Source organism: Candidatus Flexicrinis affinis (genome assembly GCA_016716525.1).
Lineage (GTDB): Bacteria > Chloroflexota > Anaerolineae > Aggregatilineales > Phototrophicaceae > Flexicrinis > Flexicrinis affinis.
Window position 1 is genome coordinate 1,964,937 of record JADJWE010000001.1, and the last position, 23,942, is coordinate 1,988,878.

Sequence of the window (23,942 nt, forward strand, 5' to 3'; positions counted from 1 at the left end):
GATGTCACACGCCGTCCCCGACTCGATGAAGCGAGTCATTGTCATCGGCAGCACCGGCTCTGGAAAAACGACGCTCGCACGCGAACTTGCCCGGCTGATCGGTGGTGTTCATATCGAACTCGACGCCTTCAATTTCCTGCCCGGCTGGACCGACCGACCGCTGGATGACATGCGCGCGCTGGTCGCCGATGCAGTGCAGGCCGAACGTTGGGCCGCGTGCGGCAACTACGGCAAGATTCGGGACATCGTGTGGCCGCTGGCCGATACGGCGGTCTGGCTTGATTACCCCCTGCCTCGCATCCTGTGGCGTCTGACTCGACGTTCAATCACCCGCGCGATCACACGCGAAGACCTGTGGAATACCGGCAACCGAGAGAACTTCTTCCAGCATCTGAAATGGAACAAAGATTCGCTGTACTACTGGGCCATCACCACGAGAAAACGGCGTACGGTGCAGTATGAAGCGCTCTTCTCGTCCGAGCCGTACGATCGCATCCGGCTGGTGCGGCTTCCGAGCGTGAGGGACACGCAAGCGTGGTTGCAGTCGGTTCATGCCGTGTATTCCGGGCGTTCAGGTTGAATCGCATCTATCGGCCTGTTACTATCAGGGTCTGCGAATTTGACTGGTATATAGACTATGGCGAATCAGCGGGGCAAGCGCTGGATTGTGTCCGAGCCCGCCCCGGACGCATTGTTGGCCGGGTATCGCGGGATGACCCCGATCCTCGCACAAGTGTTGTTCAACCGTGGGCTGACCACCCCTGAGGACGCCGCGGAGTTCCTCGCGCAGCACGACATCCGTCATAACCCGTTCCGGCTTGCCGACATGCCGAAGGCCGTCTCGCGCCTGCGCGAAGCCATCAAAGCCGGCGAATCGATCGTGGTTTACGGCGACTTTGACGCCGACGGCGTGACCGCAACCGCCCTTATGGTGCAGGGACTGACGGCGCTTGGTGCGGCGCACGTCCGCGCGTACATCCCCAACCGCGTCGACGAAGGCTATGGCCTGAATGTCGGCGCCATCGATATGCTGTACGACGAAGGTCATCGCCTCATCGTGACCGTTGACTGCGGTATCCGCGCGCTGGACGAAATCGCACATGCGCGCCGCCGTGGCATCGACGTGATCGTGACCGATCATCACTCGCTCGGGCCGGAGCTTCCCGACGCGTACGCCGTCATCAACTGCAAGCGCCCCGGCTACGACGAGCCGATGCTGGCGGGCGTCGGCGTAGCGTTCAAGGTGATCGACGCGCTGCGCCGCGCCGAACTGCAGAATGGCGGGTCGGATCGCGCGCAGGCGCTCGATCTTACGCAGCTTCTCGACCTCGTTGCGATCGGTACCGTAGCCGACCTGATGCCGCTGAATCACCTCGAGAATCGTTCGCTCGTCCGGCAGGGCCTCGACGTGCTGCGCTCGGCCCGGCGGCCCGGAATTCAGGCGCTGCTGGACGTATCCGGTATTAGCCCTGAGTCCGTTACGACCAGCAGCATTGCGTTCGGGATCGGCCCGCGCATCAACGCCGCCGGCCGCCTCTCGGACGCCATCGACGCTTACCGCCTGCTCAGTTCAGCCACGTCCGACGAAGCCGAACCGCTTGCCGAGCTGCTGCAGCGGCTCAACACCGAGCGGCAGGAGAAGACCCGAATTGCCCAAGACCTCATCCGCAGTGAGATCGGCGAGACGTTTGACGGCCCATTGATCTTCGCCGGCCACCGCGACTTGGAGTCGGGCATCGTCGGTCTGGTCGCAGGCCGGATGGTCGAGGAATACTTCCTTCCGTCGATCATCCTCGAATACGGCGACGACGAAAGCCGCGCGTCCTGCCGCAGCATTCCCGAGTTTGACATCACGGCGGCGCTCGACCAGTGCGCCGACCTGCTCGTCCGCCACGGGGGCCATGCGCTCGCCGCCGGCTTCACTGTGCGCAATCCGAATATCCCGGTTCTGCGCGAACGGTTGTCCGACCTCGCCCGCGAGGCGCTGCGCGGCAAGACTGTCGAGCCGACGCTCGAGGTCGATGCGAAGATCAAAGTCCACAGCATCACAGACGGGTTGGTCGAAGAGTTGGCGCAGCTTGAGCCGACCGGCAACGGGAATCGGCAACCGGTGTTTGCCGTCGAGCGCGCGCACATCATGGACGCGCGCACGGTCGGCAAAGAGGATAAGCACCTCAAGCTGAAGATCGCGCGGGCAGGCATGGGCCAGCTCGACGCGATCGGCTTCGGCCTCGGTCCTGTGCTGGGTGAACTGGATCGGTTCGCGGACATCGCATTCACGCTCGAGTTCAACACGTTCCGGGACCGGCGCACCGTGCAGCTGCGCCTCGAGGACGTCAAACCGTGCTGAGGCGTTACACGCCGATCAGCGGTCTGAAGAACACCAGCATGATGTAAACGATGTAGGTAGCGACGAGCACGATGCCTTCAAGCCGGGCGATGCGGCCGTCACGGATGAGGAGTCCCATCAGGACCGTCATGAGCAGCATGAAGGGCGCGTCGAACGAGAGCGCCTGCCCGTTGATCTCGTAAGGGTGCAGGACACCGGTCACGCCGAGGATCAACAGAATATTGAAGATGTTCGACCCGATGACGTTGCCCAAAGCAATCTCGTGCTGTCCTTTGGTCGCCGCCACGACCGAGGTCGCTAATTCCGGCAGCGACGTCCCGACCGCCACCAGCGTTACTCCGATCACCAACTCGCTGACGCCGAGGAAACGCGCGATGTTCACGGCGCCGTCTACCGTAAGCTGTGCGCCGATCACCAGCAGCACGACCCCGACGGCGATCCGGCCCACTTCCTTCAGCACGTTATGCTGCTCGGGGTGCGCGGCCGACTCCCGTGACTCTGTCGTGTCCACGTGCTGTTCGCGGCTTTCACGAAATGCGCGCGCGATGTAGAGGACGATACCGCCGACCAGGATCAGGCCGTCGACGCGGCTCAAGTCGCCGTCGATCACCAGCAAGACGTAGCCGAGCACGGCCACGCCCAGCATGATGACCCAGTCGCGCTGAACATCGCGTGTACTCAGGGCACGTGAGGCAATTGCCGCGCTCATGCCGAGGATCAGGCCGATGTTGGCGATGTTCGAGCCAATGATGTTGCCGACGGCGATGTCATTGGTGTCGCGCACAACGGCGACCAGATTGGTCACTAGTTCCGGCACCGATGTGCCAAAGGCGACGATCGTCAGGCCGATAATGACGACCGGCACGCCCAAGACCCGCGCCAATCGCGACGCTCCCTCTACGAGCCAGTCGCCGCCGAAATACAAGCCAGCCAATCCGAGCGCGATGTAGATAAAGTCGAGCACAACCATTCGAGAGTCCGTCGGCTTTCATACGACACCGCGGGCGTGATGACCCGCGGTGTCTAAGGTACGCGCTGAAGTGTACCGCAAATCGCTCGGCTGGCGAGGGCCGCTAGTTCTGCCGCTCCAAGGAGCCGCAATCGGGCCGGTTTCCGACGATACTCACATTGAACTTGAACGACGCTTCGAGCGGCAAGTCGCTCCACGTTTCAAACGGGATGTCGCACTGGTAGGTATCGTCTTCGCTTGTCCTGAGCGTGATCATGTAGCGTTCTTCACGGCCCGACTCGCGTTCACAGCCCAGGCTCGGGAACACGCCAGTGCAGCCTCCCGCCGTGCTTGTGTTGAGTCGGGGGTCGGGCCATGCGGGCGTTTGATCGCGCGCGCCTGATGCATTCGCAGTCCGCGAATAGCCCCATCGGTTGACCATATACGTGCATACGTAGTCGTAAACCGGTTCGCTGCGATAGCGCGGCACGCATACCCGTTCTTGCCGGAATGTCCCATCACCGAGGTCGACCTGCCGCATGCTGCAGTCCTCGCCGTCGGGTACCTGCCGAGAGCCGACCTGCTCGTAATTGCGCGAGACGCTGTACGCGTCGGCCGGCATCACCGAGCATAGCCCCGAGCCAGCAACCGCGCTGAAGCGCTCGATGTTTATCGCACGTTCCCAATTGAATGCGGTGACATAGCCGGTTTGCTCGCGCTTGGCGAATATCGCAAACAGGGCAGCTGCGACGACGACGAGCACGATAGCGCCAATGACGTACGGCATCCACTTCGGCCGGGACGGCTTGGCCTGCGTCTTGGGCGGGCCATAGGTCTCGGCCATCTGCCGCGCAACAAGGTCCTCGCGCTCGAATCTCTGCCCGGCGGCAGCTTCACGCGCGGCCTGCTTCTTGACCTCTGCGGCGGCGGACTGCGGCGCACCGCATCGACCGCAGAACTCGGCATTCCCCGCCACGAGAGAATTGCACGCCGGGCAGACCTTATCCGCGCCGACGTACACGTGATCCTTGACGGCAATCTTCTCGTCGTCGGACGGGAAGTAACGCCAAGAGGCGTCCTGCTGCGCACCGCACACGGGGCAGAACTTGTGTGTCTTGCCGAGCAGCTTGGTGGTCCCGCAGAATCTGCAGTCCCACAGCATCTCGTAGATGCCTTCTTCGTAGACGGTCTGCTCGCCCACGCGGCTGATGACACGCGGCTCGTCGGGCTGGGCCTCGTCCGGGCGCGGCGCGACAGGAGGCGCCGATTGGGCACGGCGGGGCGGAGGCAGCCTGCCCATGTCGGCGTACATCTTTCGCGCCGGCTCGTAATTCGGGTCAAGCTCCAGCGCCTGATCCAAGCACTTGATCTTGTCCGCTTCGGCCTCGACAATCTCAGCCGCCAGCGTCCAGCCTTCCGCGCTCGGCGCGGCACTCAGAATCTGATCGACAAGCGACAAGGCTGCCTGCCGGTCTCCTTGCTGTAGGACTTGACGTACATCCTGCAGTGATGAGTCGGTCATTCAAGTTACCAGTCTTCAGTGAGTTCAAACTCGTTCTCGTCGCGACGTGGGTAAAAGCGCTTATGCACGTCACCAAACTTGATGATGTGGTGGTCGCTTTCCTCGTAGCTCACGCTGCGGGTAATCACGCGGCGCTGATGCCCGGCGACCAGCACCACGTCGCTTTCGATCATGCGTCCGGGGAACACCACCATCCCCGACCCGATGCGGCAGTTGTGGCCCACGGCGCTCCCCAGCACGATCTGGCCGACCGACTGCAGTTCGCCGTCGATGTTCGCCGCACGCATTGGCTTCTGCGCGATCAAGTTGAAGTCGGTAAAGGTACTGCCGGCGCCGACAAAGCTGTTGCGGCCAATCACGCACATTTGCAGGCACGTGTTCTGCGCGATGATCGTGTTCTCCATCACCTGTGTGAGATACAGCGACGCGCGAAAAGGCAGGAAGCAGTTGTTGGCGACGCTGCTCATCATCAACGTGCAGCCCGCGTCGATCGTCACATTGTCGCCGATCGTCACGTTGTCGAGGATCACCCCGGCGCCTATCGCACAGTTGTCGCCGATCCTCGCCGGACCGCGGATCACAGCCGACGGGTCGATGTCGCAGTTTCGGCCAATCTTGACTGCTCCCGACGCGGCGAGAAGCTGTTTTTGCTCGACAATGGCATGCCACAGTAACCGCAGCTTCGCGAACACGCTGTCCGCAATCAGCTTGTCGAGACGCGCCGCCCGCGCGAAATTGCTGAAGATGATGCTCGCGAAGTAGACATGCACCCAGCTCTCGATCGAGATGACGGCGCGCATCGGCGCGAAATGCGTGAGGTCGCCCTGCTTCATCGTCATGAAGTCGGGCACGGTGTAGAAGCCAATTTCACGCGCGTCGCTGGGCACGACGACCGGTTCGATTTCGGACGTATAGCCGTCGGGGAAGTACCACAGGTCGCACAGGAACATGATACTGCGGGTAGCAGGATCGAGCGCGACTTCGAAGCCTTTGGTCAGCGGGACGGTATACGTGTGAAACGCCTTGTCGCTGGCGGGAAAAGCTGCACGGCACGCCTTTCCAGTACGGCGTGCCTCCTGCACGAAGTAATCGAGAAATTCGCGGTCGAACCACAAGCTGTCACGGTAGACAATCGCCTCGCCGATCACCTGATCGAGGTCTTCGCGGCTGCGCAGCGTCGGGCCGAGCGTCACCTGAGGGCCAAAGACCTGAGCGACAATGTTCTCGTGGTGGATCTTGAGCGGTTCGGTGCCAACCGTAAGCTGGCTCGCTGGCTCGTTGAACGGGGGAACATGGCGCTGGTCTTCAATGATGAAGCGATACATATGGGATGCCCTGCGTCGGCTCATGCACTCCCATTATAACGCTTTAGCGCCGTGTGCGAACAAAGTGTTACGGCTGAATGGCCGGCGAGGCGCAACCTTCGACTGCGTCTCCATCCGTGACATCAGCCTCATAGTCGAACGGCGCATAGTCCTCGGTCTCGCCGATGTTCGCCAAAATCGTCCCGTCCGAGCTGGTCGTTGTCGGGTCGGCGACACGGATCAGCGTGACGCGGATCCAGTGCTTCCCGTAGGCTTCCGCCAGAGAGGGCGCGCTCAGGGTTCGAGAACCGTTGGGCTTCATCCACAACAGCACGCGGCGCACGACCCATTCGTTGCGGTCGTCCCAGTCGCCGTCGTCATTCAGGTCGACCCACGCGCTGATCTGCCGCTCGCCGATCGGCGCGTCGGGACCGGCGCTGATCGTGATCGTGCCGTCTTCGCTTAGGCCGTCGTCAAACAGGTCTGCATCGACCGGGCAGCGCTCCGTCTCTGCGCTTATTGCCGGCTCGCCCGGCGGACCCAGCCACTCCGAGCCTGCGTCCAGATGCACAGCAGCAGCATACGATTCGGGCGCGTCACCGTAGTCGGCGGCATCTTGTGCGGATGCGGAGAGCAGCGCCAGTGCGGCAATTGCAGCGCCCACTGTGGCGCGGGCGATCACGTTTCGGGGAATCATGGGAGGTATCCGCTCGCTAACCCACCGATGGACTCAGGGTACGCCGTCACATCGCCGCTGTCAACCAAACGGGAGATGAGCGCTACTTGTTGAGGAACTCGCGGAGCGTCTTGTGGAACTTCTCAGGTTCGTCAAGCATCACGAAGTGGCCGGCGTTTTCGAACCACGCGATTTCGGCGCTCGGCAGTTCGTCCTTAAGCAGCTTAGCCTGATTGGGGTGGACGATGCGATCCTTCGGCCCGTACATGCCCATGACCGGCATACCGAGTTCACCGATCTGCCCGCGCAGGTCGGTCTTGCGCAGCGTGCCGATACTCATGAAGTACGACTCGGCGGTAATCTTCGACACGTCATGCACCAGCATCTTGCTCATGGTGCGGCCGTCGTTGGCGATGAAGTAGGCATAGTAGCGCATGAACAGTTTGAGCAGCGCCGGGAATGTCCAGAACAGCCGGGCGATCGACTCGTAGCCGGACAGCTTTAATAGCGGCGCCAATGACGCGCCATTGATCGGCGATCCGATGACGGTCGCTTTGGCCACCTGATCAGGCCGGTTCTTGGCGACGCCCAGCGCAACCGTTCCGCCCATCGAGTGCCCGATGATGGCCGCCTTCTGGATGCCCTGCTTTTCCATGAACAAGCTGACCGACTGGATGTACTGGTCGACCGTAAACCGCCCGGCCCGATCGCGCGACTCGCCAAACCCGAGGTGATCGAGCGCGTAAACGCGGAACTCCGACGACAGCTCCTCTAGAGACCGACGCCACAGTTCCCACGAGCCAAGCCAGCCGTGCAGTAGCAGCACGGGTCGGCCGCGCCCGAGTGACTCGTAATGAATGTTGCCTTGATCGGTAGTGATTGTCGGCACGGGTTCTCTCGCCGTTCCGCGCTATTCGTCCATCTGCTCGGTGATCGCGTACAGCAGTTCCAGCAGGACGTCGCGCACGGACGCCCGCTCACGAGCAACGCACTTCAGCAGCTTCACGTCCGGGTCGATGCGCAGTGCAATACGCAGGTCGTCGGGCGACCACGCGTCCGGGTGATCCTGCTTGTTGGCGGCGACGACATACGGCGTTGCCGCGTACGCACGGAACGTCTCGAGGATGTTCTTCGCCTCGCGGAAAGTCTCGGGTTTGGAGCTGTCGACCATCACGATGAAGCCCAGCATGCCTTCAGCCAGAATCTCCCACATGAAGTCGAAACGGCGCTGGCCGGGCGTGCCGAACAGGTAGAGCACGAGGTCGTCATCGACGGTGATGCGGCCAAAGTCCATCGCGACGGTGGTAGCGCCTTTCTCGCGGCGTTCCGCCTCCGTCGTCACCTCACGTTCGGTCGAGACGACTTCAATCTCGCTGATAGACCGGATAAATTCCGTCTTCCCCGAACTGTATGGCCCCGTTATGACCATTTTGACCGTCTGCATGGCGTCTCCGTGAGATGAGGATGCGCGATCCTGACTGAATAAATCCCTGCGTTTGATAATCCCGCCCAGATGGTAGCGCCATCACCGGCGGGTGACAACCAATTCCGGCCCCAAGTACTAGCCTAGCGAACGCAGCTTCTCGATAATCCGGTTGACGACTTGGCGCTGCGGCCGCTGCGGTTGAAGCCTTGCCGAGCGATCCGCGGACTGCGTCGGTACCGGCACGGGCTTAGGTGCGACCGGACGTACGATCTCGACCAAGCCCGCGTGCTCAAGCCCGTACACGATGCGCCGGATTTCGGTATCGCTCATGTTGATCGCACGCGCAATCTGGCGAATCGTGTTCTTCGGATTGACGTATTTGACGACGTTCCACTCGTCAACGCTGAGATGAACGCCGGCGTACTTCTCTTTGGGATTCTCGGGGAACTTCAAGCAGAGGTCGAGGTTGTCGATATGCTTGGTGATCTCGTCAAGTTCTTTGAGCCGCCGGGCGCCCTCGACAATCACGTTCTGCAGGTCGATCGGCACCATAATGCGGTCGGCCCGATCGATATCGACGTTTTCCTCGAACCGGAACGGTTCTCGATTCCAGACCATGACGTTGTAGACGATGTCCAGAACATATTGCTGCACGCACGCGACAATGTCGTTGCGGGACACGTAGTTAGCCCCGATCAGGCGCATTGCCAGTGCCTTGTCGCCTGTCCCCTTAGCGCGTTCGCGCAGCAGCTTGGCCTGCGCATCACTCAGCTTTCCGCCCTGCTTCAACACGGCGATCAGGTCGTTGAGCTGTCCCGCGACCATGGCATAGACCAGCTTGCCCGCCTTGAACAGGATCTGCGCGCGCTCCCGCCCCGGCGCGATCTTCTCGTTGTTGTTCGCGTCGCGTTCACCCGTGCTGACGCCTTCATAGACCCGAAGGACGCCGGTGCGCCCCGACAGGTTGATCAGGTTCAGTAGCTGGGTCGTGCTGAAATCGCGCAGATTGCCTTGAATGGGCATGTGGTCCCTCACCTTGTCGCGGCTGACAGTACCGCCATGTTTGGTTCGCTGGGGATTTGCGTAGATTATAGTCTTTAGCCGTGATCGACGTCAACGTGCCCGGCCTTAATGCAACCACAACGAATCAGCCGGAGCAGCTCCTCGTCGTCCATGCCTGCTTCGCGTATGACCTCTGCGGTGTGTTCGCCGTAGCCCGGAACAGCGCCGTCGGCCCGCGTTGTTGACATCGCCAGCGGCGAACGCATCCACGGCAGGCCGTCACCGCCCAGCCCGAGCATTCCGCGTGCGGAGAACTGCGGATCGGTGTGGATGTCGCCGGACGGCAGCGCCACCGCAAAGCAGCAGTCGACATCCTTCAACAGCGCATCCCAGTGATCGGCCGGTTTCGACGCGAACATGGCCGCAGCGGCGTCGATAAGCGCGGGTTGGGCATCGCGTTCGCTGTGCAGCGGAATCCACTCCGGACGTTCGACTGCACCGCAGAACGCTTGCCAGAACTTCGGTTCAAGCGCCGCAACCGTGACCGTGCGGGCATCTGCCGTCGCATACGCACGATAGCACGCCCACTCGCCGGTCAGCGCACCCGCCCCCCACTCGTCGTACGGGACGGCTCGCTCCGCCCAGTTGAACATGCTGAACGGAAGCGCCGCCTCGGCAAGGCTGATATCGAGGACCGCGCCGTCCCCGCTGCGTTCGCGGGCATACAGCGCCGCGAGGATCGAGGCGACCGCCGCATACGCCCCGCCGATGTCGGCCACTTGCGCGCGCGGCACCTGCGCATCGGAGCCAATCGCCACCTGACCGGCACGGGCGACGTAATTCAGGTCGTGGCCGGAGCGGGCAACCTCGGGACCGGTCGCGCCCCACCCCGACATCCGGCACACGATCAGGCGCGAGTTTGCCGCGAGCAGGCGGTCAGGGCCGATGCCAATACGTTCCAGCGTGCCCGGCCTAAAGCTCTCGATCAGAACGTCGCTTGTGACCGCTAGCTTAAGCAACAGCTCCGGGCCTTCGGCGTGCTTGAGATCGAGGACGAGGCTGCGCTTACCCCGGTTGTTGACGGCGAAGATCGATGACACGCCGTTGACCAGCGGCGGCATCCAGCGCGCGTAGTCGCCGCCGTTCGGGTCTTCGACCTTCACGACATCCGCGCCGAGGTCGGCCAGCATCATCGTGGCGACGGCGCCCGGCAGCAGGCGTGTCAAATCGAGGACGCGGATACCCGCCAGCACCCCTACCATTTCAGGTGCTCGCCGCCGTTGACCGGCAGCAGCACGCCGGTCAAGAAATCCTCGCGGCACAGGTAACCGACCGCTCGGGCGACGTCTTCAGCAGAGCCGGCGTGGCCGACCAGCGTCTGATCCTCTCCGATCTTCTGCCAGCGGTTTTCGCTCATGCCGGGCGGGGCCATCACCGGCCCCGGCATCACCGCGTTGACGCGGATACCGTCCGGCGCATATGTGACCGCACTGGTCTGGGTGAGCATCCACAGCGCGGCTTTGCTGACGCCGTGGGCCGCCCGTTCGGGCCATGGGCGCAGAGTGCCGACATCGCAGATGTTGACGATCACGCCGCCTTTCGGGTCGTTCTTTGCATCAACTGCGCGGCTGCCTGTGTTACGAGAAACGGGCCGGTCACGTTCACGTCCAGCGCCTGCTGCCACGTCTCAAACGACGTCTCGGCAAGCGTGCCGGACGGGAACACAGACGCGCTGTTGACGACAATGTCGAGCGTACCGACGGAGTCCTTGATGCGCTCGAACATCGCTGTGACGTCAGCGGGTCTGCTGACGTCACCCTGCAGGGCTACCGCCTCAACGCCACAGCTCATGATCTCGGATACCGTCTCGGCAACGACGTCATCGGCGGTACGGTTGTAGTTGACGACGACGTGGACGCCGGAACGCGCCAGCTCCAGCGCAATGGCCTTGCCGACCCGATGCGCGCCCCCTGTAACCAGTGCGATTCGCCCGCGGAGTTCGTTCTGCATTGCAGCCTCCCCTACCCCAACAAAAAGCGGGCGACAAGCGCCGCCCGCACAGTGTTTCTCGATACGACCCGCCGCGTGTTCGCCTAATAGCTGCCCGGCGGCGTGATCAGCACGAACAGCATCGAAACCAGCGCAACGACCAGCGGTACGATCAGCGCGACCGCGAACAACCGGCTGTCGGTCTTGAGGTGCATGTAGTAGTACACCACCAAGTATGCCTTTACCGCCGCCAGTGCCAGCAATATGGGGATCTTGATCCCGCTGCTGAAGACTTCGGCGACCAGCACTTCGATGATCGTCAGTATGCCAAGGCCGAGGAATACGACCGTATACAGGGGGAACGGCAGCTCGCGCCCGAACACGACCGTTGTTTCGGCGTGTTCCGCGTGCGCGGCGTGTTCGCCGTGGGCGGCGGCCTCAGCCGCTTCAGCCATCTCGGGCGCGTGGGATTGTTCGCTCATGGATGCCCCCAGCTATACCAGATAAATCAGGGTGAACAGGATGATCCACACGACGTCGACGAAGTGCCAGTACAGGCCGAACGTCTCGACGCCGGTGTATCGCTTGCTGCTGAACTCGCCGCGTGCGCCGCGCCGCATAACGAGCAGGCACCAGATAACGCCGATGACCACATGCACGCCGTGGAAGAACGTCGGCGCGTAGAAGCGCATGCCGAACCCGCTGTACGCCTCGGCGCTGTTGGCGATGTCGAGCGTGATTCCCAGATGTGCCAGCTCGCGGTATTCGACCCATTGCAGGCCGACGAACAGCGTGCCAAGCGCGGCCGTTGCGCCGAGCCAGCGCAGCATCCCGCGGACGTTGTCGCGCTGAATCTCGCGCAGGCCCATGACCATGCACCACGAACTGGTCAGCAGCAGGAACGTGTTGATCGAGACCAGCGCAATGCCAAGCCCGTCGTGGGCGTTGCGCACCGCTTCTGGTTCATTGACCCGGAACAGCGCATAGCCGCCGATAAACACCGCAAACAGGATGACTTCGCTGGCGAGGTACAGCCACATCGCGAACTTGTGGTTATCGTTGCGGATCGCCTCTTCGTGCGGGTCGTGAATGACCGGCGCCTTCGACTCGTGAACGGTGATTTCGCTCATGAACTAATCCCTCTGGAACAGGAACGCCGGCAGACCGCGCAGCACCCGTGCCGTAAAGCGGGCGATGCGCCCGATCGTGAACAACACCAGCTTGGGGCGAAGGATCAACAGCGCGAAGATTGCCGCGTTGACCGCCGATAACATGATTCGCAGCCAGTAAGGCTGCGCCATGACAAGGCCAATCGCGACTTCGTAGAACAGGACGTACAACACCACGAACAGCACGACGAACGTCACAATCGGCCGCAGGCGCTGCACCACGTTGGGTTGCGGTGCAGGCTCGGCCTGCTCGCCGGCAGGCAGCGCACCCGCCACACCCGATCCAAGGGCCGCTGCGGTCAGCGGCTGATTGCCGATCGCCTGCACGGTCTTAAGCCCGCGGTTCATGCCGAACAGCGCGTAGGCGATCCCGCCGGCAGCGACCACCAGCGAGACCATCGTCACCACGCCGAAAATGACAAGCGCAACCAGCTTACTGAGCTGCACCGTCGTCCCGAACAGGTTGAATTCGATGAAGGCGTTTGCGTTGGCGTTCGCCGCCGGGTCACCACTGACGGTGTAACCGAGGCCGTTGGGCAGCGACGCAAACAGCAGCAGGCCGGCAAATAGGACGATGCTCCACATCGCCACCGTCCACACCTGACCGCTCAGGATCTCCACGGGCTTCTCCTCACCGTGGTGATGATCGTCGGCGACTTCGATCTCGTTGCCGAACTCGTCTTCCTCAGGCTCGTGCACGTGATGGGCAGCCATCTCCGACGAGAAGCTGCCGATTCCCCACAGAAAAAACACGACACCGAAGAAACCGGCCGAGATCAAGCCGAGCTGCGCATCCCAGACCTCGTCCATGCTCTGCAGCGCACGCAGCAAGATAACCAGCCCCGCGCCCGCCACAAACCCGATGACGGACATCGGAACTGCGCGGTTCAAGCCGTATCCCATACCAACCGCCCCCTTCAGTTACAGCCAATACAGTACGACGTAGAACATCAGCCAAGCGATGACTACGAAGTACCACAACTTCGCGCCGGCCTCGGCCGACCACGTATCCTCGGTCAGTCCCCCGCGCGCGGCCGTGCGCAGCACCCGAACCATGTAGATGCCGATCACCAGCGCGTGAAACGCATGGAACGCCGTCATCACGCGGAAGATCGCGTTGTACTGGGTGATGGCGGTGATTATCTCTTCACCGTTCGCCAGCACGACCCGCATTTCGGGGATCGGCGCGACCGACAGCCACTCGTATGCCATCACAGCAACGAACAGCGCGCCAAGGCCCAGCGCCGCCCGCCATTGTAACAAGAATCCGCCCAGCGAGTCACGCAGCAGCGTGCGCATCCCGCGACGCACCAGCACGGCGCTGGCAAGTAAGCCGAGCGTCGCAAGTGTCGGCAGGACGGGGTCGAGCCGTTCGACTCCCTCGGGCGGCCACGCGGGCGCCCCCCCGCGAAGCTGCAAATTCACCACGATCAGGCAGACGAAGACGAGAATCCACGACGCCTGAAAGACGGTCATCCCGTTGCGCTTGTTCTTGAGTCGGATCGCCGCCTCGCGGTCCTCGTCAACGGTTTCGTTGTACCACATATCGCGGTACGGCGTGTTACGCTGCATGTCTAGCTACCAGTAAATATCCGGAAGGGTCGTACTCACAGGCACCGGGTAAGGACCCGTGTGCCCATACCCGGTGCATGAAGGTTTCGACGGCGCGGTTAGTCACCGGCCACCGGCTCCGGCGATGGCGACGCAGGCCCTGCCGAGCGCCCCGACTTCAACTGAGAAGCCGGCGTCAAGCGTTCTTCCATCGCATCCAGATAGGCGTTCGCCGCCTCGCTGCCGTAGCCGTACGGGTCTTCGAACGGGACCGGCGTGCCGCGGAAGTTGTACGCCGGCGGCGGCGATGTCGTCTGCCACTCCAGCGTCAGCGCGCGCCACGGGTTGGGGCCTGCGACCTTGCCGCGGTATATCGACCAGATCATATTGGCCAGGATCATGAACGTGCTCACGCCCAGCACGAATGCGCTGATGCTGATGATCACGTTGATCGCCTGAAACTCCGGCGCGTATTCGGCGACGCGGCGCGGCATGCCCTGCATACCGGCCAAATGCATCGGGAAGAACGTGAAGAAGAACGACACGTAGGTGATCGCGAAGTGCACGCGGCCCCAGAACTCGTCCATCATCCGGCCCGTGATCTTCGGCCACCAGTGGTAGAGGCCGGCATAGATGGCGAATACCGAACCACCGAACAGCACGAAATGGAAATGGCTGACGACGAAGTACGTATCGTGCAGATGGATGTCAACAGGGATAGAGCCCAGCATCATGCCGGTGATGCCACCGATTACGAACTGGCTGAGGAAGCCGATCGCGAACAGCATCGCCGCCGTGAAGCGGATCTTGCCGCCCCACATCGTCCCGATCCAGCTGAAGATCTTAATGCCGGTCGGTATCGCGATGATGTACGACGTAATCATGAACGGCACGCGCAGTTCAGGCGTCAAGCTGGTGAACATGTGGTGCGCCCATACTGTGAAGCCAACCAGCGCGATGCCGAGGCTGGAAAACGCGATCAGCTTATAGCCGAACACTGGCTTGCGACTATGGATCGACAAGACCTCGCTGAGGATTCCCATGCCCGGCAGCACCATGATGTATACGGCCGGGTGGCTGTAGAACCAGAACACGTTCTGCCACACCAGCACGTCCCCGCCGCGGGCCGGGTCGAAGAATGCCGTGCCTGCGACTCGATCGAGGATCAGCAGCGTCAGCCCGCCCGCAAGGAACGGGGTCGCCAGCACCTGAATGATCGCGGTCGCGAGCGTCGCCCACGCGAACAACGGCATCTGGAACCAGCCCATGCCTTCGGGCCGCATGTTCTTGATCGTCACGATGAAGTTGATCGCGCCGAGGATCGAGCTGACGCCGAGAATGTGGATCGCAATCGCCCACAGCGTCTGACCGTCACCGCTGAACAATACCGACAGCGGCGGGTACGCCGTCCAACCGGTTTCGGCAGGCCCGACGAAGTAGCCGAGCAGGAACAGGATTCCGGCCGGCGGGATCAGCCAAAACGCAAAGGCGTTGAGCCACGGGAACGCCATATCCTTCGCGCCGAGCTGCAGCGGAACGATGTAATTGCCGAACCCGGCGAACATCGGGATGATCCACATGAAGATCATGATCGTCGCGTGAATCGTGAACAGCGAATTGTATGTCGAACCCGTCCCGCTGGCGTCTAGCGCCGGCGTGAGCAGCTCCCACCGGATCAGCATCGCAAGCGCGCCGCCGATGATGAAAAAGAACAACGCGGTGGCCATGTACTGGACGCCGATGATCTTGTGATCGACGCTCCAGCGCAGGTACTCGGCCAGCTTGGGCCTCGGCGTCGGTTGAACGCCCGGCATTGGAACGGTGATACTCGCCATAACCCCTACTTCCCTCTGTACCTAGCTTGCGCAGACTACTCGCTCTGGGCCGCGACGGCTTGTTCGATCATTGCCGTGTCACCGCAGGTGGGCGTCCCAGTCGCCGACTGCGTGCAGAGATACGAAACGATGCCCACCAGATCCTCGTCCGGCATGTACACGTAATACGCGCCATCTACTTGCGCAGGTTCTTCACTCAGCGGGCTGAACTGCGGCATTACGTTGTTCTGATAGCCGGGCACCGTATATGCGTTCGGATGCCGAATCGAGTTCGCAAGATAACCTTCAGCGCTGGCCTGCCCTGAGGTCGACGCGCGCCGCGCCGCGGTATCGGCGATGCCGTTCAAGTTCGGGCCGGTGACACCCGCCCACCCCAGATCGTCCAGCTTGTGGCACCCGGCACACGCATACTTTGCTTCTTCCAGCAGCGAGCGACCAACCACGACCGGGTCTGTCGGCGGGTTCAGGATGCGATCGACGCGAATGTCGATGAAACGCTCCATCCACTCCTGCTCGTTGGCGTAAACCTGTATGTAGCTGAACATCGCACCGTGACCGCCGCCGCACAGTTCGGTACACACGATGCGGTAGCGCCCCGCCAAAGTAGGCGTAAAGCGAACGTCGGTTGTTCGCCCGGCCAGCAGGTCCTGCTTGATGCGCATTGTCGGTACCCAGAACGCATGATTAACGTCCGACGTCCGCATCGATAGAACGACCGGACGGCCGACATACGTGTGCAGCACCGCATCGTTGAAGGATTGCGGGCCATCTTCAGGGAGCCGATCCAACGGATCTTCGTAGGTAAACGTCCACGCAAAACGCGCGCCCAGCACATCGACGTGCAGTTCGTCCGCCTTGGGTTCGCGGATGTTGACCCACACGCTGTAGCTGTAGATCGCTAGAAAGACGATCGTAACCGCTGGAATCGCCGTCCAGATAATCTCAAGCGTCGGATTGCCGCTGAAATGCGCGCCGTCGCTCTCGTCACCGGGCTTACGACGGTAGCGGACAATGGTGACGACAAGCAGGCCCTGCACCAGCAGGAACACGATGCCGCCAAGGAACATCAGGACGCGGAACAGGGCATCGACCTGTTCTGCCTCGCCGGAGGCTTGCACCGGCAGCAGCGAGGGCGTGAAACTGCTGATCACGAACCCGCCGAGGATGATAGCGACAGCCGCTACCACGATGATAATGATGGTCGAGCTACCGAGCCCGCCGCGTCCAACGCTCAAGTTCATAATGCGTTACCGCCTCGCCTCGTTACAGTCCGCTGTTGTCTGGTCAATCTGAGGGTGTGCCTAATTTGCGCAATTTTACACAACCGCCGCACAAACAACAAGCGAACGCCATGCACAGTTCGCTGCACCGGCGCGATTTTAACGTGATTGCTAGGTTCTACCAACCTCTAATCGCGCGCCCCGCAATGGAGCGTGTAATGTCGATTAGAGCTTCGGGATCCAACCTTGAATCACGCCGCGCTTGCCGCTCCATCGCCAACGGGAATCGATCGATTCGAGATGCTCTGCCTGCCCCGGCTGAAGCCCGACGATCGGATCGCTCTTTAGCGTTCGCAGACATAGAACCGGGATTCCAGTGCTGGTGACGACCTCATGAAACGGCGTTTCGTAAGGCCAGCGTGCGTCGCCAACGACGCGTCGATAGTTGGCATCTCCCTTGACGATCGTCAGCGGCGACTCGGACATGAACCCGTGCAGTTCGTCGGGCATGTCCCACCACATCGCCGCGCTATTCCAGAAGTAACGCGACGACAACCGCAGCGTCCCCGACCCCACCGCGCCGATCAGCCGCGCGCCAAGCCCGGTCGCGAGGTCGCCATACGCCCCGTCAACAGCGCGCCGCAAGAACTGGATGACGTCATCGGTGATCGCATCGCTGACGAACGTCGGGTGCGCCTTGACGTGCAGGACGACCTGCCCCGCCCACTTGTCGCGCAGCAGCCGGTCGATCAATACGAGATCGGCCGACAGCTCGCTGCCGGCGTTGTCGGCGACGAGGTGCACCGTGTGCGCCGCGCCGGCCAATGCCTCGATGGCCGCAGCACGGTCGTCCACAAGGAGGTCGTCGGTGCTGATCGATGCGCCATGCGCGCGGCTCTCGGCATAGCTGAGGTCCACACGGTTGCCCCATAGCGCAGCGCCGATCAGTGCGTAGAGCGCATCCTCACGGGTGCCGGTCACCGACAGCGCCTGTTCTATAAGCGTACGATGGCTGTCGCTGGCGTATTCCTCGGCTTTGATCGGCCCGAACGGGTCGTGCCGGTTGGCGAAGTACCCGACCGCGTCCATCAGCACGCGATACAGGTACGTTTCGGCAAAGAACCACTCGACGTCATGCCAGGTCCGCCCCGGTTGATCGCTTAGCGCCATCTGCCACTCGTCGACGTCCGGCGCACCTGCAGCCAACGCCGGCACGGGCTGACCGGTCGCGACGCCTTCGCGCAAGCGCTCGATCGCGTCGCGCTGACTCGTCGTCATGCCCGCGTTGACGTCGATCACCTGCTGCAAGATCGCCGGAATGCGCACCTGCATCGTGTGCGACGCGAATTCGTTGCTCGGGTCGGTCAGTATCGCGCCCGGATAGGCCGCCGGCCGGCGGCTGTCGTTAGCGGCCAAGCGGAACCTCGACACGCACGACACCGGCCCTATCGTGGCGCAGTGTCACACTGCGCCGTACCACCATTCGGAGAATAGATCACATATTCGACTTTCGCGCGGTCGGGCGTCGGCGCGGGGCTGCCCCACGTCGTCAGCGCGGACGGGAAGTACGCGCGGCCTTCGAGCTGGCCGATGTCCGCCCGAAGCTGACCGCTGCGCAGCTCGGCCCCGTCCGGCAGCGCGATCTCGGCTATGACGCCGCGTGTCACCTTGACTTGCAGCGCCTTCTTGGTGACATACGTCGGCAGATAACCGGTGTTCTTGACGCCAATTCGCACAAAGTACGCGCCGTCGCCCAGCGGTTCGACGTGGACGCTGTGCTGCTCGAGCTTGGGCGAAATCAGCGCGTGGTACGTCAGCCACTTCGGGAACAACGCGACTTCCTTTTCGAGGAACTGCGGTGGCGGATTGCGGAACGCATACATGCGGTCCCAACCGCCCAGCTCGACCTTGCCTAGCGTCGGATGATCGAACTCGTACCAGTCGACGTAGCCCTTGCCGCCCAACTGGTCGTCGCTCCACTTGAGCATCTTGAGATCGTCCTCGAAGGGATGGTCGGCGTACCACTCGATGAACTTGTACTCGGTGATCCCGGCCTGTCGCTGCGGCGACCAGATCTCGACCGTCCACGCGTACACGCCGAGGTGGTCGTACATCCAGTCGTCGAACACGCCGGTGATGACTTCCTTCGGGTTGTACTTGAAGTCGTGGAACACCGACACGTTGGGATAGCCGGTGATCTCGGTGCCGACCTTGCCGATCTCCTTGAATACGCGCAGGTCTTCGGGCGGAAACTCGTCGTCGGGATGCGTACCGTACGGGCGCAGCAGCACGCCGCTGAACGTATGGAACGTGATCGCGCCGGTGATGTTCGGATGGTCGACGATAAACTGCACCTGCGCGCGGATTTCCGGCTCGCTGGTCGGGTAGTCGCCGGCGCCGGACTGCTCGTATTCCTGCCGCCAATGTGCGGGATAGTTCCGGTTCAGGTCGAGCCGTTCCTTGACCCCTTCTGGTGTAATCGTCACGCCGTCATACGGGGCGTTGAAACGGCCCTCGGCCATCACGCGGTAGTACGTCCCGCCTACATCCAGCGGCCCTCGCTTGACGAGCAGACGCGGCTCGTTGGGGTGCGCCTTCCACGGGCCGTCCGGATCGACTATGCGCATATTCAACATGCGCCCGTCACCGTCGATGTCGTATTCTTCGAGTCCGGGCATTGGCTGTTCATCAAAAGGGTACGGGCGGGTGCTGCTGCGCCGGATGCGCGGCGGCGACTCCATCGCCCACTCGGCGCCGTCCGGGTTCAGCCGCGGGCAGATGTACAACGTGCGCGTGTCCAGCAGGCGCGTGATCTCGTCGTCTTTGCCGAACTGCGTGGTGACCAGATTGAGGTAGTACAACGCGGCGGTCGACGGTGACAGCTCGGTCGCGTGGATGTTGGCGTCGATCCACAGTGCGGGCTTTTCGTCATGCGGGCCGGTGCCGGTATTGGTGACCGTCACGACCCAGATGTCGCGCCCTTCGTAGCTCTTGCCCATCGACCCGACCGACACCAACGTGGGGTATTCGGCGGCAAAGTCGTTGAGCAGCTTGGTCAAGTCCACGTAACTGTAGTAGCGGTCAAAGGCGAGAGCTGGCATGTTTACGTCCATTTCGTGAGGTCATATGTGGTCGCAAGGAGCGAATTGTGGAACAGTCCGAGTGAAGCGTCAAAGCCTATTGGACTCTATGGCGTGTTGAGCGCCAGTTGGCTGGGAGCCAGCTGACCCTTTGACAACAGACCACTGTTTCCTGATCACTCCTCCAACTTACGCACGCGGAGTTCGGCGTCGTCCAGCAGCGCCTGACAGCGCGCCGCCAGTTTGCGACCCAGTTCGTACTGCGCGACCGACTCCTCCAGCGGCAGGTCGGCCGATTCGATTCGCTTCAGCACGTCTTGAAGCTGTGCGAACGCCTGCTCAAAATCCAGCGAGTCGATATTGTCCATCGTTGTTGTCCTCGTCGTCTCGTTCCACGCGCACGGGGAAGCTGCCATCCTGCACCCGGACGCTCAGCGAATCGCCCGCGCCTACGTCTTGCGTACTGCGCACTGCCGCCCCGTCGCTGCGCGTAACCACGGCATACCCCCGCGCCAGCAGCGCCAGCGGGCTCGCCGCTTCAAGCCGCGCAATCACGCTGTTCAGCCGTTCACGCCGAAGCTGGCGCGCAGACGCGACCCGCGTGATTAAGCCGTCCAGCAGGTAGTCGGTCGACTGGCGCAGCGCGGCGATTTTGCGCGCGGGCGCAGCAAGGCTCAGGCGAGTCGATGCCGCGTTGAATGTCGTACCGGCTTCGCTCAGCCGCCCATCGATCCACTCGGAGAGTTCGGCCTCAATACCCATGATGATCTGCGGGATCTGCGCCCAGCCTTGAGATACGATCTCGGCCGCGGCAGAGGGCGTCGGAGCGCGCACGTCGGCCGCAAAGTCGACCAGTGTCGTGTCGGTCTCGTGCCCCACGCCGGCGACGGTCGCGGTGATACAGTCCGCCGCGGCGCGCACCACCCGCTCGTCGTTGAACGCCCACAAATCCTCGATGCTGCCGCCCCCGCGCACGATCAGGATGACGTCGACCTGACCGGAACGATCCAGTGCCTGAATGGCCCGTGCTATCTGCGGCGGCGCTTCGGCGCCTTGCACCAGCGTGTGCGCCAGTACGACCTCGGCCAACGGGGCGCGTCGGCTCAACACGTTGAGCACGTCCTGAAACGCAGCCGCGTTTTCGGACGTCACGACTCCGATGCGTGCCGGCAGCGGCGGCAGCAGCTGCTTGCGCGCCGGGTCGAACAGTCCTTCTGCGTCGAGTTTGGACCGCAGCGCCTCAAGCTGCGCGTACAGGTCGCCGATCCCGACCGGCTGAAGGCTCGTCACGGTGATCTGCAGTTCGCCTCGCGCCACGTAAAACGTCACGTCGCCGGTGACGACCGCCGAATCACCTTCTTTCGGCAGCATGCGCTGTACCGCGGCGGTTCCTTTCCACATCACGCACCGGATTTGCGCGTCGGCGTCCTTGATCGCGAAATACCAGTGGCCGGACTGCGCCGGGCGCACGTTGCTGAACTCGCCGATGACGCGCACGCCTTGCAGCAGCAGGCTGCCTTCGACGACGCCTTGTATCTGCTGGGCGAGTTCGGTGACGCTGTAGGCCCGGTCGTCCGTCATGCGCGCACCGGCACCGCGGCGACCACCTCGGCGGCGAGGTCGTAACGACCGAACGCCGGGATAATGTACGCCCCGCTGACGTAGCTTGACGTCGCCTGCACCAGCTCCTGCGCGATGCGTACGCCTTCGTATGGCGCATCGTCGCCAGCCTGTTCCATGCGGCCGAGGATCGTCTCAGGAATGACGATGCCGGGTATTTCATTGTGCAGGAATTGGGCATGCCGCAAGCTGAACAGCGGCAGCACGCCGAGCAGCACCGGAAGGTCGAACGCACGGCCTGTGACTTCTTCGTATCGCGCGAGGAAGCGCTCGATGCGCCACGGCTCGTAGACGGGCTGGCCGAGTGCGAAATCCGCCCCTGCCGCTAGCTTGTTGCCGAGGATCTTGATCTCGTGGTCGAGGTCATCCGCTCCCATGTTGAGCGCACACCCCACCGTGAAGGTCGCCGGCGCGCCGATGCTATTGCCGGCCTGATCCACGCCGCGGTTCATGCTGTGCTTGATCAGCCCGATCAGCTTGGACGGTACGATGTCGTAGCTGTCGTTGGCGTCGGGATAGTCGCCAATGCGGGTCGGGTCGCCCATCGTCACGAACACATTGCGCAGGCCGAGCGCGTGCGCAGCGAGCAGGTCACCTTGAATGCGCAGCAGGTTGCGCCCACGGGTTGGAAAGTGCAGCACGGTCTCCACGCCGACCTGCGACTGAATGACGTGCGCGACCGCGTACGGGCTCATGCGCATACGCGCTGCAGGCGTATCCGCGACATCGAGGATGTGCGCACCGGCATCGCGCAGGAGGTGCGCGCTGCGGATCAGCCGTTCGACGCTGAAGCTGCGCGGCGGCGCCATTTCGACGGTGACGGTGAACTGATGGCTCGCAAGTCGCTCAGCCAAGTCGGTCGGCGCGGCGGGCGCGATCTGCTCCTCGCCGGAAGTCGCTTCCTCGACGTGGACGATAGGCAGCGGACGGTCGCCGCGCGCTGCCGCGTCGATTGCTGAGCGCATTGCCGCGATGTGGTCGGGCGTACTGCCGCAGCACCCGCCGACGATCCGCGCGCCGAGGGCTTGGAACGTCAACGCGTAGTCGCCGAAATACTCAGCCGAAGCCGGGTACATCACGCGGCCATTGACCGCCTCGGGGAAGCCGGCATTCGGCATCGCCGAAAGGCGCGCGCGTGGAACGCAGGTGTGCATCGTGTCGAGGATGTGCGAAATCTGCGACGGGCCGCCGGCGCAGTTCACGCCGATGACGTCTGCACCGGCGCGCACGAGGTCGGCCGCCACCTTAGCCGGCGTGAAGCCGGTCAACGTGCGATCGTCGCTGGCGAATGTGGCATGGGTGATCACCGGCACGTCCGGCGAGGCAAGTCGCACCGCCGCCAGCGCTTCGAGCAGTTCGTGATGATCGGCGAACGTCTCTAGCAGGATGACGTCGACACCGGCGTCAATCAAGGCAGCCGCCTGCTCGAAGAACATGTCGCGCGCGTCCTCGCGGGAGATCGGACCGTACGGGCGGATTTTCTGACCCAACGGCCCCATCGAGCCTGCGATATAAGCATCGCGCCCGCTGTCGGCAATCGCGCGGCGCGCAATCTCGACGGCGGCGCTGTTGATCTCGGCCAGCTTGTCGGCTAGGCCGTGCTCGCTCAACTTCAGCCGGTTCGCCCCGAAAGTGTTGGTCTCCAGCAGGTCTGAGCCGGCGGACAAGTACGCCGAATGAACCTCGTACACCTTGTCAGGATCGGCGAGATTGATGGCTTCGAAGCAGGTCGTCATCGGCAGGCCGACGCGGTGAAGTTGAGTCGCCATCGCGCCGTCGGCCACAATCGGAATACCGCTGTCCAGCCGTTCAAGGAACGGGAGCTTGGGCATGGGGGTTTGCCTTCACTTGTCTGAACGATTCGGGGACACGCCCTCGTGACTGACATTGTACGAGGATTGCGCGGCGGATACTAGCGGGGTGTTCGTCACAACCCTACAGTGTGTGTTACATTTGCTGCGAATCCGTGCTGGAGGAATGCGCACATGGTTGACGATCTCCGCCGCAGTGCGGCAAGCGACCTTGACGAACTGCTCGATGATGCCGAACGCGCCGGCAAGAAGCGCCGCCGTAAGTCCAAAGGATTCCTCGGCATGTCAGCGTTTGAACGTATGATCATCTCGATCCTGTTCTTCATGCTGGTGACGGTGCTTGGCGTCCTGCTTCTCATCGTGACAGGCCGCATCGTCCTCTAGGCACTCACAGCGAGTCAAAAGAAACCGGCGCACCTGATCGAGTGCGCCGGTTGT

Annotated in this window: 23 protein-coding genes and 1 pseudogene; 3 read left to right on the top strand and 21 right to left on the bottom strand. The window is 62.6% G+C overall.

Translation table 11 applies throughout. From position 1 onward, the window contains the following. Positions 1-25: 25 nt before the first annotated feature. Both IPM16_08415 and recJ read left to right on the top strand, forming a co-directional pair. Positions 26-580, top strand: coding sequence for an adenylate kinase (locus tag IPM16_08415; GenBank protein ID MBK9123130.1), 555 nt, complete (start codon positions 26-28; stop codon positions 578-580). Between the two features lie 57 nt (positions 581-637). Further along, positions 638-2,350, top strand: a complete 1,713-nt coding sequence (recJ, locus tag IPM16_08420) for a single-stranded-DNA-specific exonuclease RecJ (GenBank protein ID MBK9123131.1) — start codon at positions 638-640, stop codon at positions 2,348-2,350. Positions 2,351-2,354: 4 nt separating this feature from the next. Here recJ and IPM16_08425 read toward each other — a convergent pair whose 3' ends face one another. The 21 genes and pseudogenes from IPM16_08425 to IPM16_08525 form a co-directional block, all read right to left on the bottom strand. Beyond that, positions 2,355-3,320 carry a calcium/sodium antiporter gene (locus IPM16_08425; protein ID MBK9123132.1) on the bottom strand — a complete coding sequence of 322 codons (966 nt, stop codon included), beginning with the start codon at positions 3,318-3,320 and terminating at the stop codon, positions 2,355-2,357. Between the two features lie 103 nt (positions 3,321-3,423). Continuing rightward, positions 3,424-4,821 (bottom strand): zinc ribbon domain-containing protein, encoded by a 1,398-nt coding sequence (locus IPM16_08430; GenBank protein ID MBK9123133.1) that lies wholly within the window; start codon positions 4,819-4,821, stop codon positions 3,424-3,426. Positions 4,822-4,826: 5 nt separating this feature from the next. Further along, a complete protein-coding gene (locus tag IPM16_08435) occupies positions 4,827-6,170 on the bottom strand; it encodes a multidrug transporter (protein ID MBK9123134.1) in 1,344 nt (447 codons plus the stop codon). Between the two features lie 43 nt (positions 6,171-6,213). Next, complete coding sequence (locus IPM16_08440) at positions 6,214-6,822, bottom strand: hypothetical protein (protein ID MBK9123135.1); 609 nt, start codon at positions 6,820-6,822, stop codon at positions 6,214-6,216. Positions 6,823-6,904: 82 nt separating this feature from the next. Beyond that, positions 6,905-7,690, bottom strand: coding sequence for an alpha/beta hydrolase (locus tag IPM16_08445; protein MBK9123136.1), 786 nt, complete (start codon positions 7,688-7,690; stop codon positions 6,905-6,907). A 21-nt stretch (positions 7,691-7,711) separates the two neighbouring features. Further along, the gene (locus IPM16_08450) at positions 7,712-8,245 is read right to left on the bottom strand and encodes an ATP/GTP-binding protein (protein MBK9123137.1); all 534 of its coding nucleotides are present in this window, start codon (positions 8,243-8,245) and stop codon (positions 7,712-7,714) included. A 117-nt stretch (positions 8,246-8,362) separates the two neighbouring features. Then, positions 8,363-9,250: a DUF4388 domain-containing protein gene (locus IPM16_08455; GenBank protein ID MBK9123138.1), complete on the bottom strand. Its 888-nt coding sequence runs from the start codon at positions 9,248-9,250 to the stop codon at positions 8,363-8,365. Positions 9,251-9,324: 74 nt separating this feature from the next. Next, entirely contained in the window at positions 9,325-10,491 is a 1,167-nt protein-coding gene (locus IPM16_08460) for a CoA transferase (GenBank protein ID MBK9123139.1), read from the bottom strand. Beyond that, on the bottom strand, positions 10,485-10,820 hold the full coding sequence (locus tag IPM16_08465) for an SDR family oxidoreductase (GenBank protein ID MBK9123140.1): 336 nt from the start codon (positions 10,818-10,820) through the stop codon (positions 10,485-10,487). The genes IPM16_08460 and IPM16_08465 overlap by 7 nt, the downstream gene beginning before the upstream one ends. Then, complete coding sequence (locus tag IPM16_08470) at positions 10,817-11,239, bottom strand: SDR family NAD(P)-dependent oxidoreductase (GenBank protein ID MBK9123141.1); 423 nt, start codon at positions 11,237-11,239, stop codon at positions 10,817-10,819. The genes IPM16_08465 and IPM16_08470 overlap by 4 nt, the downstream gene beginning before the upstream one ends. 83 nt (positions 11,240-11,322) lie before the next feature. Continuing rightward, complete coding sequence (locus IPM16_08475; GenBank protein ID MBK9123142.1) at positions 11,323-11,700, bottom strand: cytochrome C oxidase subunit IV family protein; 378 nt, start codon at positions 11,698-11,700, stop codon at positions 11,323-11,325. Between the two features lie 12 nt (positions 11,701-11,712). Next, positions 11,713-12,348 (bottom strand): heme-copper oxidase subunit III, encoded by a 636-nt coding sequence (locus tag IPM16_08480; GenBank protein ID MBK9123143.1) that lies wholly within the window; start codon positions 12,346-12,348, stop codon positions 11,713-11,715. Between the two features lie 3 nt (positions 12,349-12,351). Further along, positions 12,352-13,290: a hypothetical protein gene (locus IPM16_08485; GenBank protein ID MBK9123144.1), complete on the bottom strand. Its 939-nt coding sequence runs from the start codon at positions 13,288-13,290 to the stop codon at positions 12,352-12,354. Between the two features lie 18 nt (positions 13,291-13,308). Continuing rightward, entirely contained in the window at positions 13,309-13,959 is a 651-nt protein-coding gene (locus IPM16_08490; protein MBK9123145.1) for a cytochrome c oxidase subunit 3, read from the bottom strand. A gap of 98 nt (positions 13,960-14,057) precedes the next feature. Further along, positions 14,058-15,773, bottom strand: coding sequence for a cytochrome c oxidase subunit I (ctaD, locus tag IPM16_08495; GenBank protein ID MBK9123146.1), 1,716 nt, complete (start codon positions 15,771-15,773; stop codon positions 14,058-14,060). 35 nt (positions 15,774-15,808) lie between these two features. Continuing rightward, positions 15,809-17,014 carry a hypothetical protein gene (locus IPM16_08500; GenBank protein MBK9123147.1) on the bottom strand — a complete coding sequence of 402 codons (1,206 nt, stop codon included), beginning with the start codon at positions 17,012-17,014 and terminating at the stop codon, positions 15,809-15,811. A 204-nt stretch (positions 17,015-17,218) separates the two neighbouring features. Next, positions 17,219-18,424 (bottom strand): protein-glutamate O-methyltransferase family protein, encoded by a 1,206-nt coding sequence (locus tag IPM16_08505; protein ID MBK9123148.1) that lies wholly within the window; start codon positions 18,422-18,424, stop codon positions 17,219-17,221. Beyond that, positions 18,399-20,094: pseudogene (locus IPM16_08510) on the bottom strand (carboxypeptidase). The gene IPM16_08505 and the pseudogene IPM16_08510 overlap by 26 nt, the downstream one beginning before the upstream one ends. Positions 20,095-20,249: 155 nt before the next feature. Next, complete coding sequence (xseB, locus tag IPM16_08515; protein MBK9123149.1) at positions 20,250-20,441, bottom strand: exodeoxyribonuclease VII small subunit; 192 nt, start codon at positions 20,439-20,441, stop codon at positions 20,250-20,252. After that, on the bottom strand, positions 20,413-21,654 hold the full coding sequence (gene xseA / locus IPM16_08520; GenBank protein MBK9123150.1) for an exodeoxyribonuclease VII large subunit: 1,242 nt from the start codon (positions 21,652-21,654) through the stop codon (positions 20,413-20,415). The genes xseB and xseA overlap by 29 nt, the downstream gene beginning before the upstream one ends. Beyond that, on the bottom strand, positions 21,651-23,525 hold the full coding sequence (locus IPM16_08525; protein ID MBK9123151.1) for a bifunctional homocysteine S-methyltransferase/methylenetetrahydrofolate reductase: 1,875 nt from the start codon (positions 23,523-23,525) through the stop codon (positions 21,651-21,653). The genes xseA and IPM16_08525 overlap by 4 nt, the downstream gene beginning before the upstream one ends. 153 nt (positions 23,526-23,678) lie before the next feature. Between IPM16_08525 and IPM16_08530 the strand changes: the two genes are divergently transcribed. Continuing rightward, on the top strand, positions 23,679-23,888 hold the full coding sequence (locus tag IPM16_08530; GenBank protein MBK9123152.1) for a hypothetical protein: 210 nt from the start codon (positions 23,679-23,681) through the stop codon (positions 23,886-23,888). The last annotated feature ends 54 nt before the right edge of the window (positions 23,889-23,942 follow it).

What these genes read in the sequence shown, in the direction of transcription:
- IPM16_08415 (MBK9123130.1), top strand. Translation starts at nt 26, where the DNA reads ATGAAGCGAGTCATTGTCATCGGCAGCACCGGCTCTGGAAAAACGACG.
- recJ (MBK9123131.1), top strand. Translation starts at nt 638, where the DNA reads ATGGCGAATCAGCGGGGCAAGCGCTGGATTGTGTCCGAGCCCGCCCCG.
- IPM16_08425 (MBK9123132.1), bottom strand. Translation starts at nt 3,320, where the DNA reads ATGGTTGTGCTCGACTTTATCTACATCGCGCTCGGATTGGCTGGCTTG.
- IPM16_08430 (MBK9123133.1), bottom strand. Translation starts at nt 4,821, where the DNA reads ATGACCGACTCATCACTGCAGGATGTACGTCAAGTCCTACAGCAAGGA.
- IPM16_08435 (MBK9123134.1), bottom strand. Translation starts at nt 6,170, where the DNA reads ATGAGCCGACGCAGGGCATCCCATATGTATCGCTTCATCATTGAAGAC.
- IPM16_08440 (MBK9123135.1), bottom strand. Translation starts at nt 6,822, where the DNA reads ATGATTCCCCGAAACGTGATCGCCCGCGCCACAGTGGGCGCTGCAATT.
- IPM16_08450 (MBK9123137.1), bottom strand. Translation starts at nt 8,245, where the DNA reads ATGCAGACGGTCAAAATGGTCATAACGGGGCCATACAGTTCGGGGAAG.
- IPM16_08455 (MBK9123138.1), bottom strand. Translation starts at nt 9,250, where the DNA reads ATGCCCATTCAAGGCAATCTGCGCGATTTCAGCACGACCCAGCTACTG.
- IPM16_08460 (MBK9123139.1), bottom strand. Translation starts at nt 10,491, where the DNA reads ATGGTAGGGGTGCTGGCGGGTATCCGCGTCCTCGATTTGACACGCCTG.
- IPM16_08470 (MBK9123141.1), bottom strand. Translation starts at nt 11,239, where the DNA reads ATGCAGAACGAACTCCGCGGGCGAATCGCACTGGTTACAGGGGGCGCG.
- IPM16_08475 (MBK9123142.1), bottom strand. Translation starts at nt 11,700, where the DNA reads ATGAGCGAACAATCCCACGCGCCCGAGATGGCTGAAGCGGCTGAGGCC.
- IPM16_08480 (MBK9123143.1), bottom strand. Translation starts at nt 12,348, where the DNA reads ATGAGCGAAATCACCGTTCACGAGTCGAAGGCGCCGGTCATTCACGAC.
- IPM16_08485 (MBK9123144.1), bottom strand. Translation starts at nt 13,290, where the DNA reads ATGGGATACGGCTTGAACCGCGCAGTTCCGATGTCCGTCATCGGGTTT.
- IPM16_08490 (MBK9123145.1), bottom strand. Translation starts at nt 13,959, where the DNA reads ATGCAGCGTAACACGCCGTACCGCGATATGTGGTACAACGAAACCGTT.
- ctaD (MBK9123146.1), bottom strand. Translation starts at nt 15,773, where the DNA reads ATGGCGAGTATCACCGTTCCAATGCCGGGCGTTCAACCGACGCCGAGG.
- IPM16_08500 (MBK9123147.1), bottom strand. Translation starts at nt 17,014, where the DNA reads ATGAACTTGAGCGTTGGACGCGGCGGGCTCGGTAGCTCGACCATCATT.
- xseB (MBK9123149.1), bottom strand. Translation starts at nt 20,441, where the DNA reads ATGGACAATATCGACTCGCTGGATTTTGAGCAGGCGTTCGCACAGCTT.
- xseA (MBK9123150.1), bottom strand. Translation starts at nt 21,654, where the DNA reads ATGACGGACGACCGGGCCTACAGCGTCACCGAACTCGCCCAGCAGATA.
- IPM16_08525 (MBK9123151.1), bottom strand. Translation starts at nt 23,525, where the DNA reads ATGCCCAAGCTCCCGTTCCTTGAACGGCTGGACAGCGGTATTCCGATT.
- IPM16_08530 (MBK9123152.1), top strand. Translation starts at nt 23,679, where the DNA reads ATGGTTGACGATCTCCGCCGCAGTGCGGCAAGCGACCTTGACGAACTG.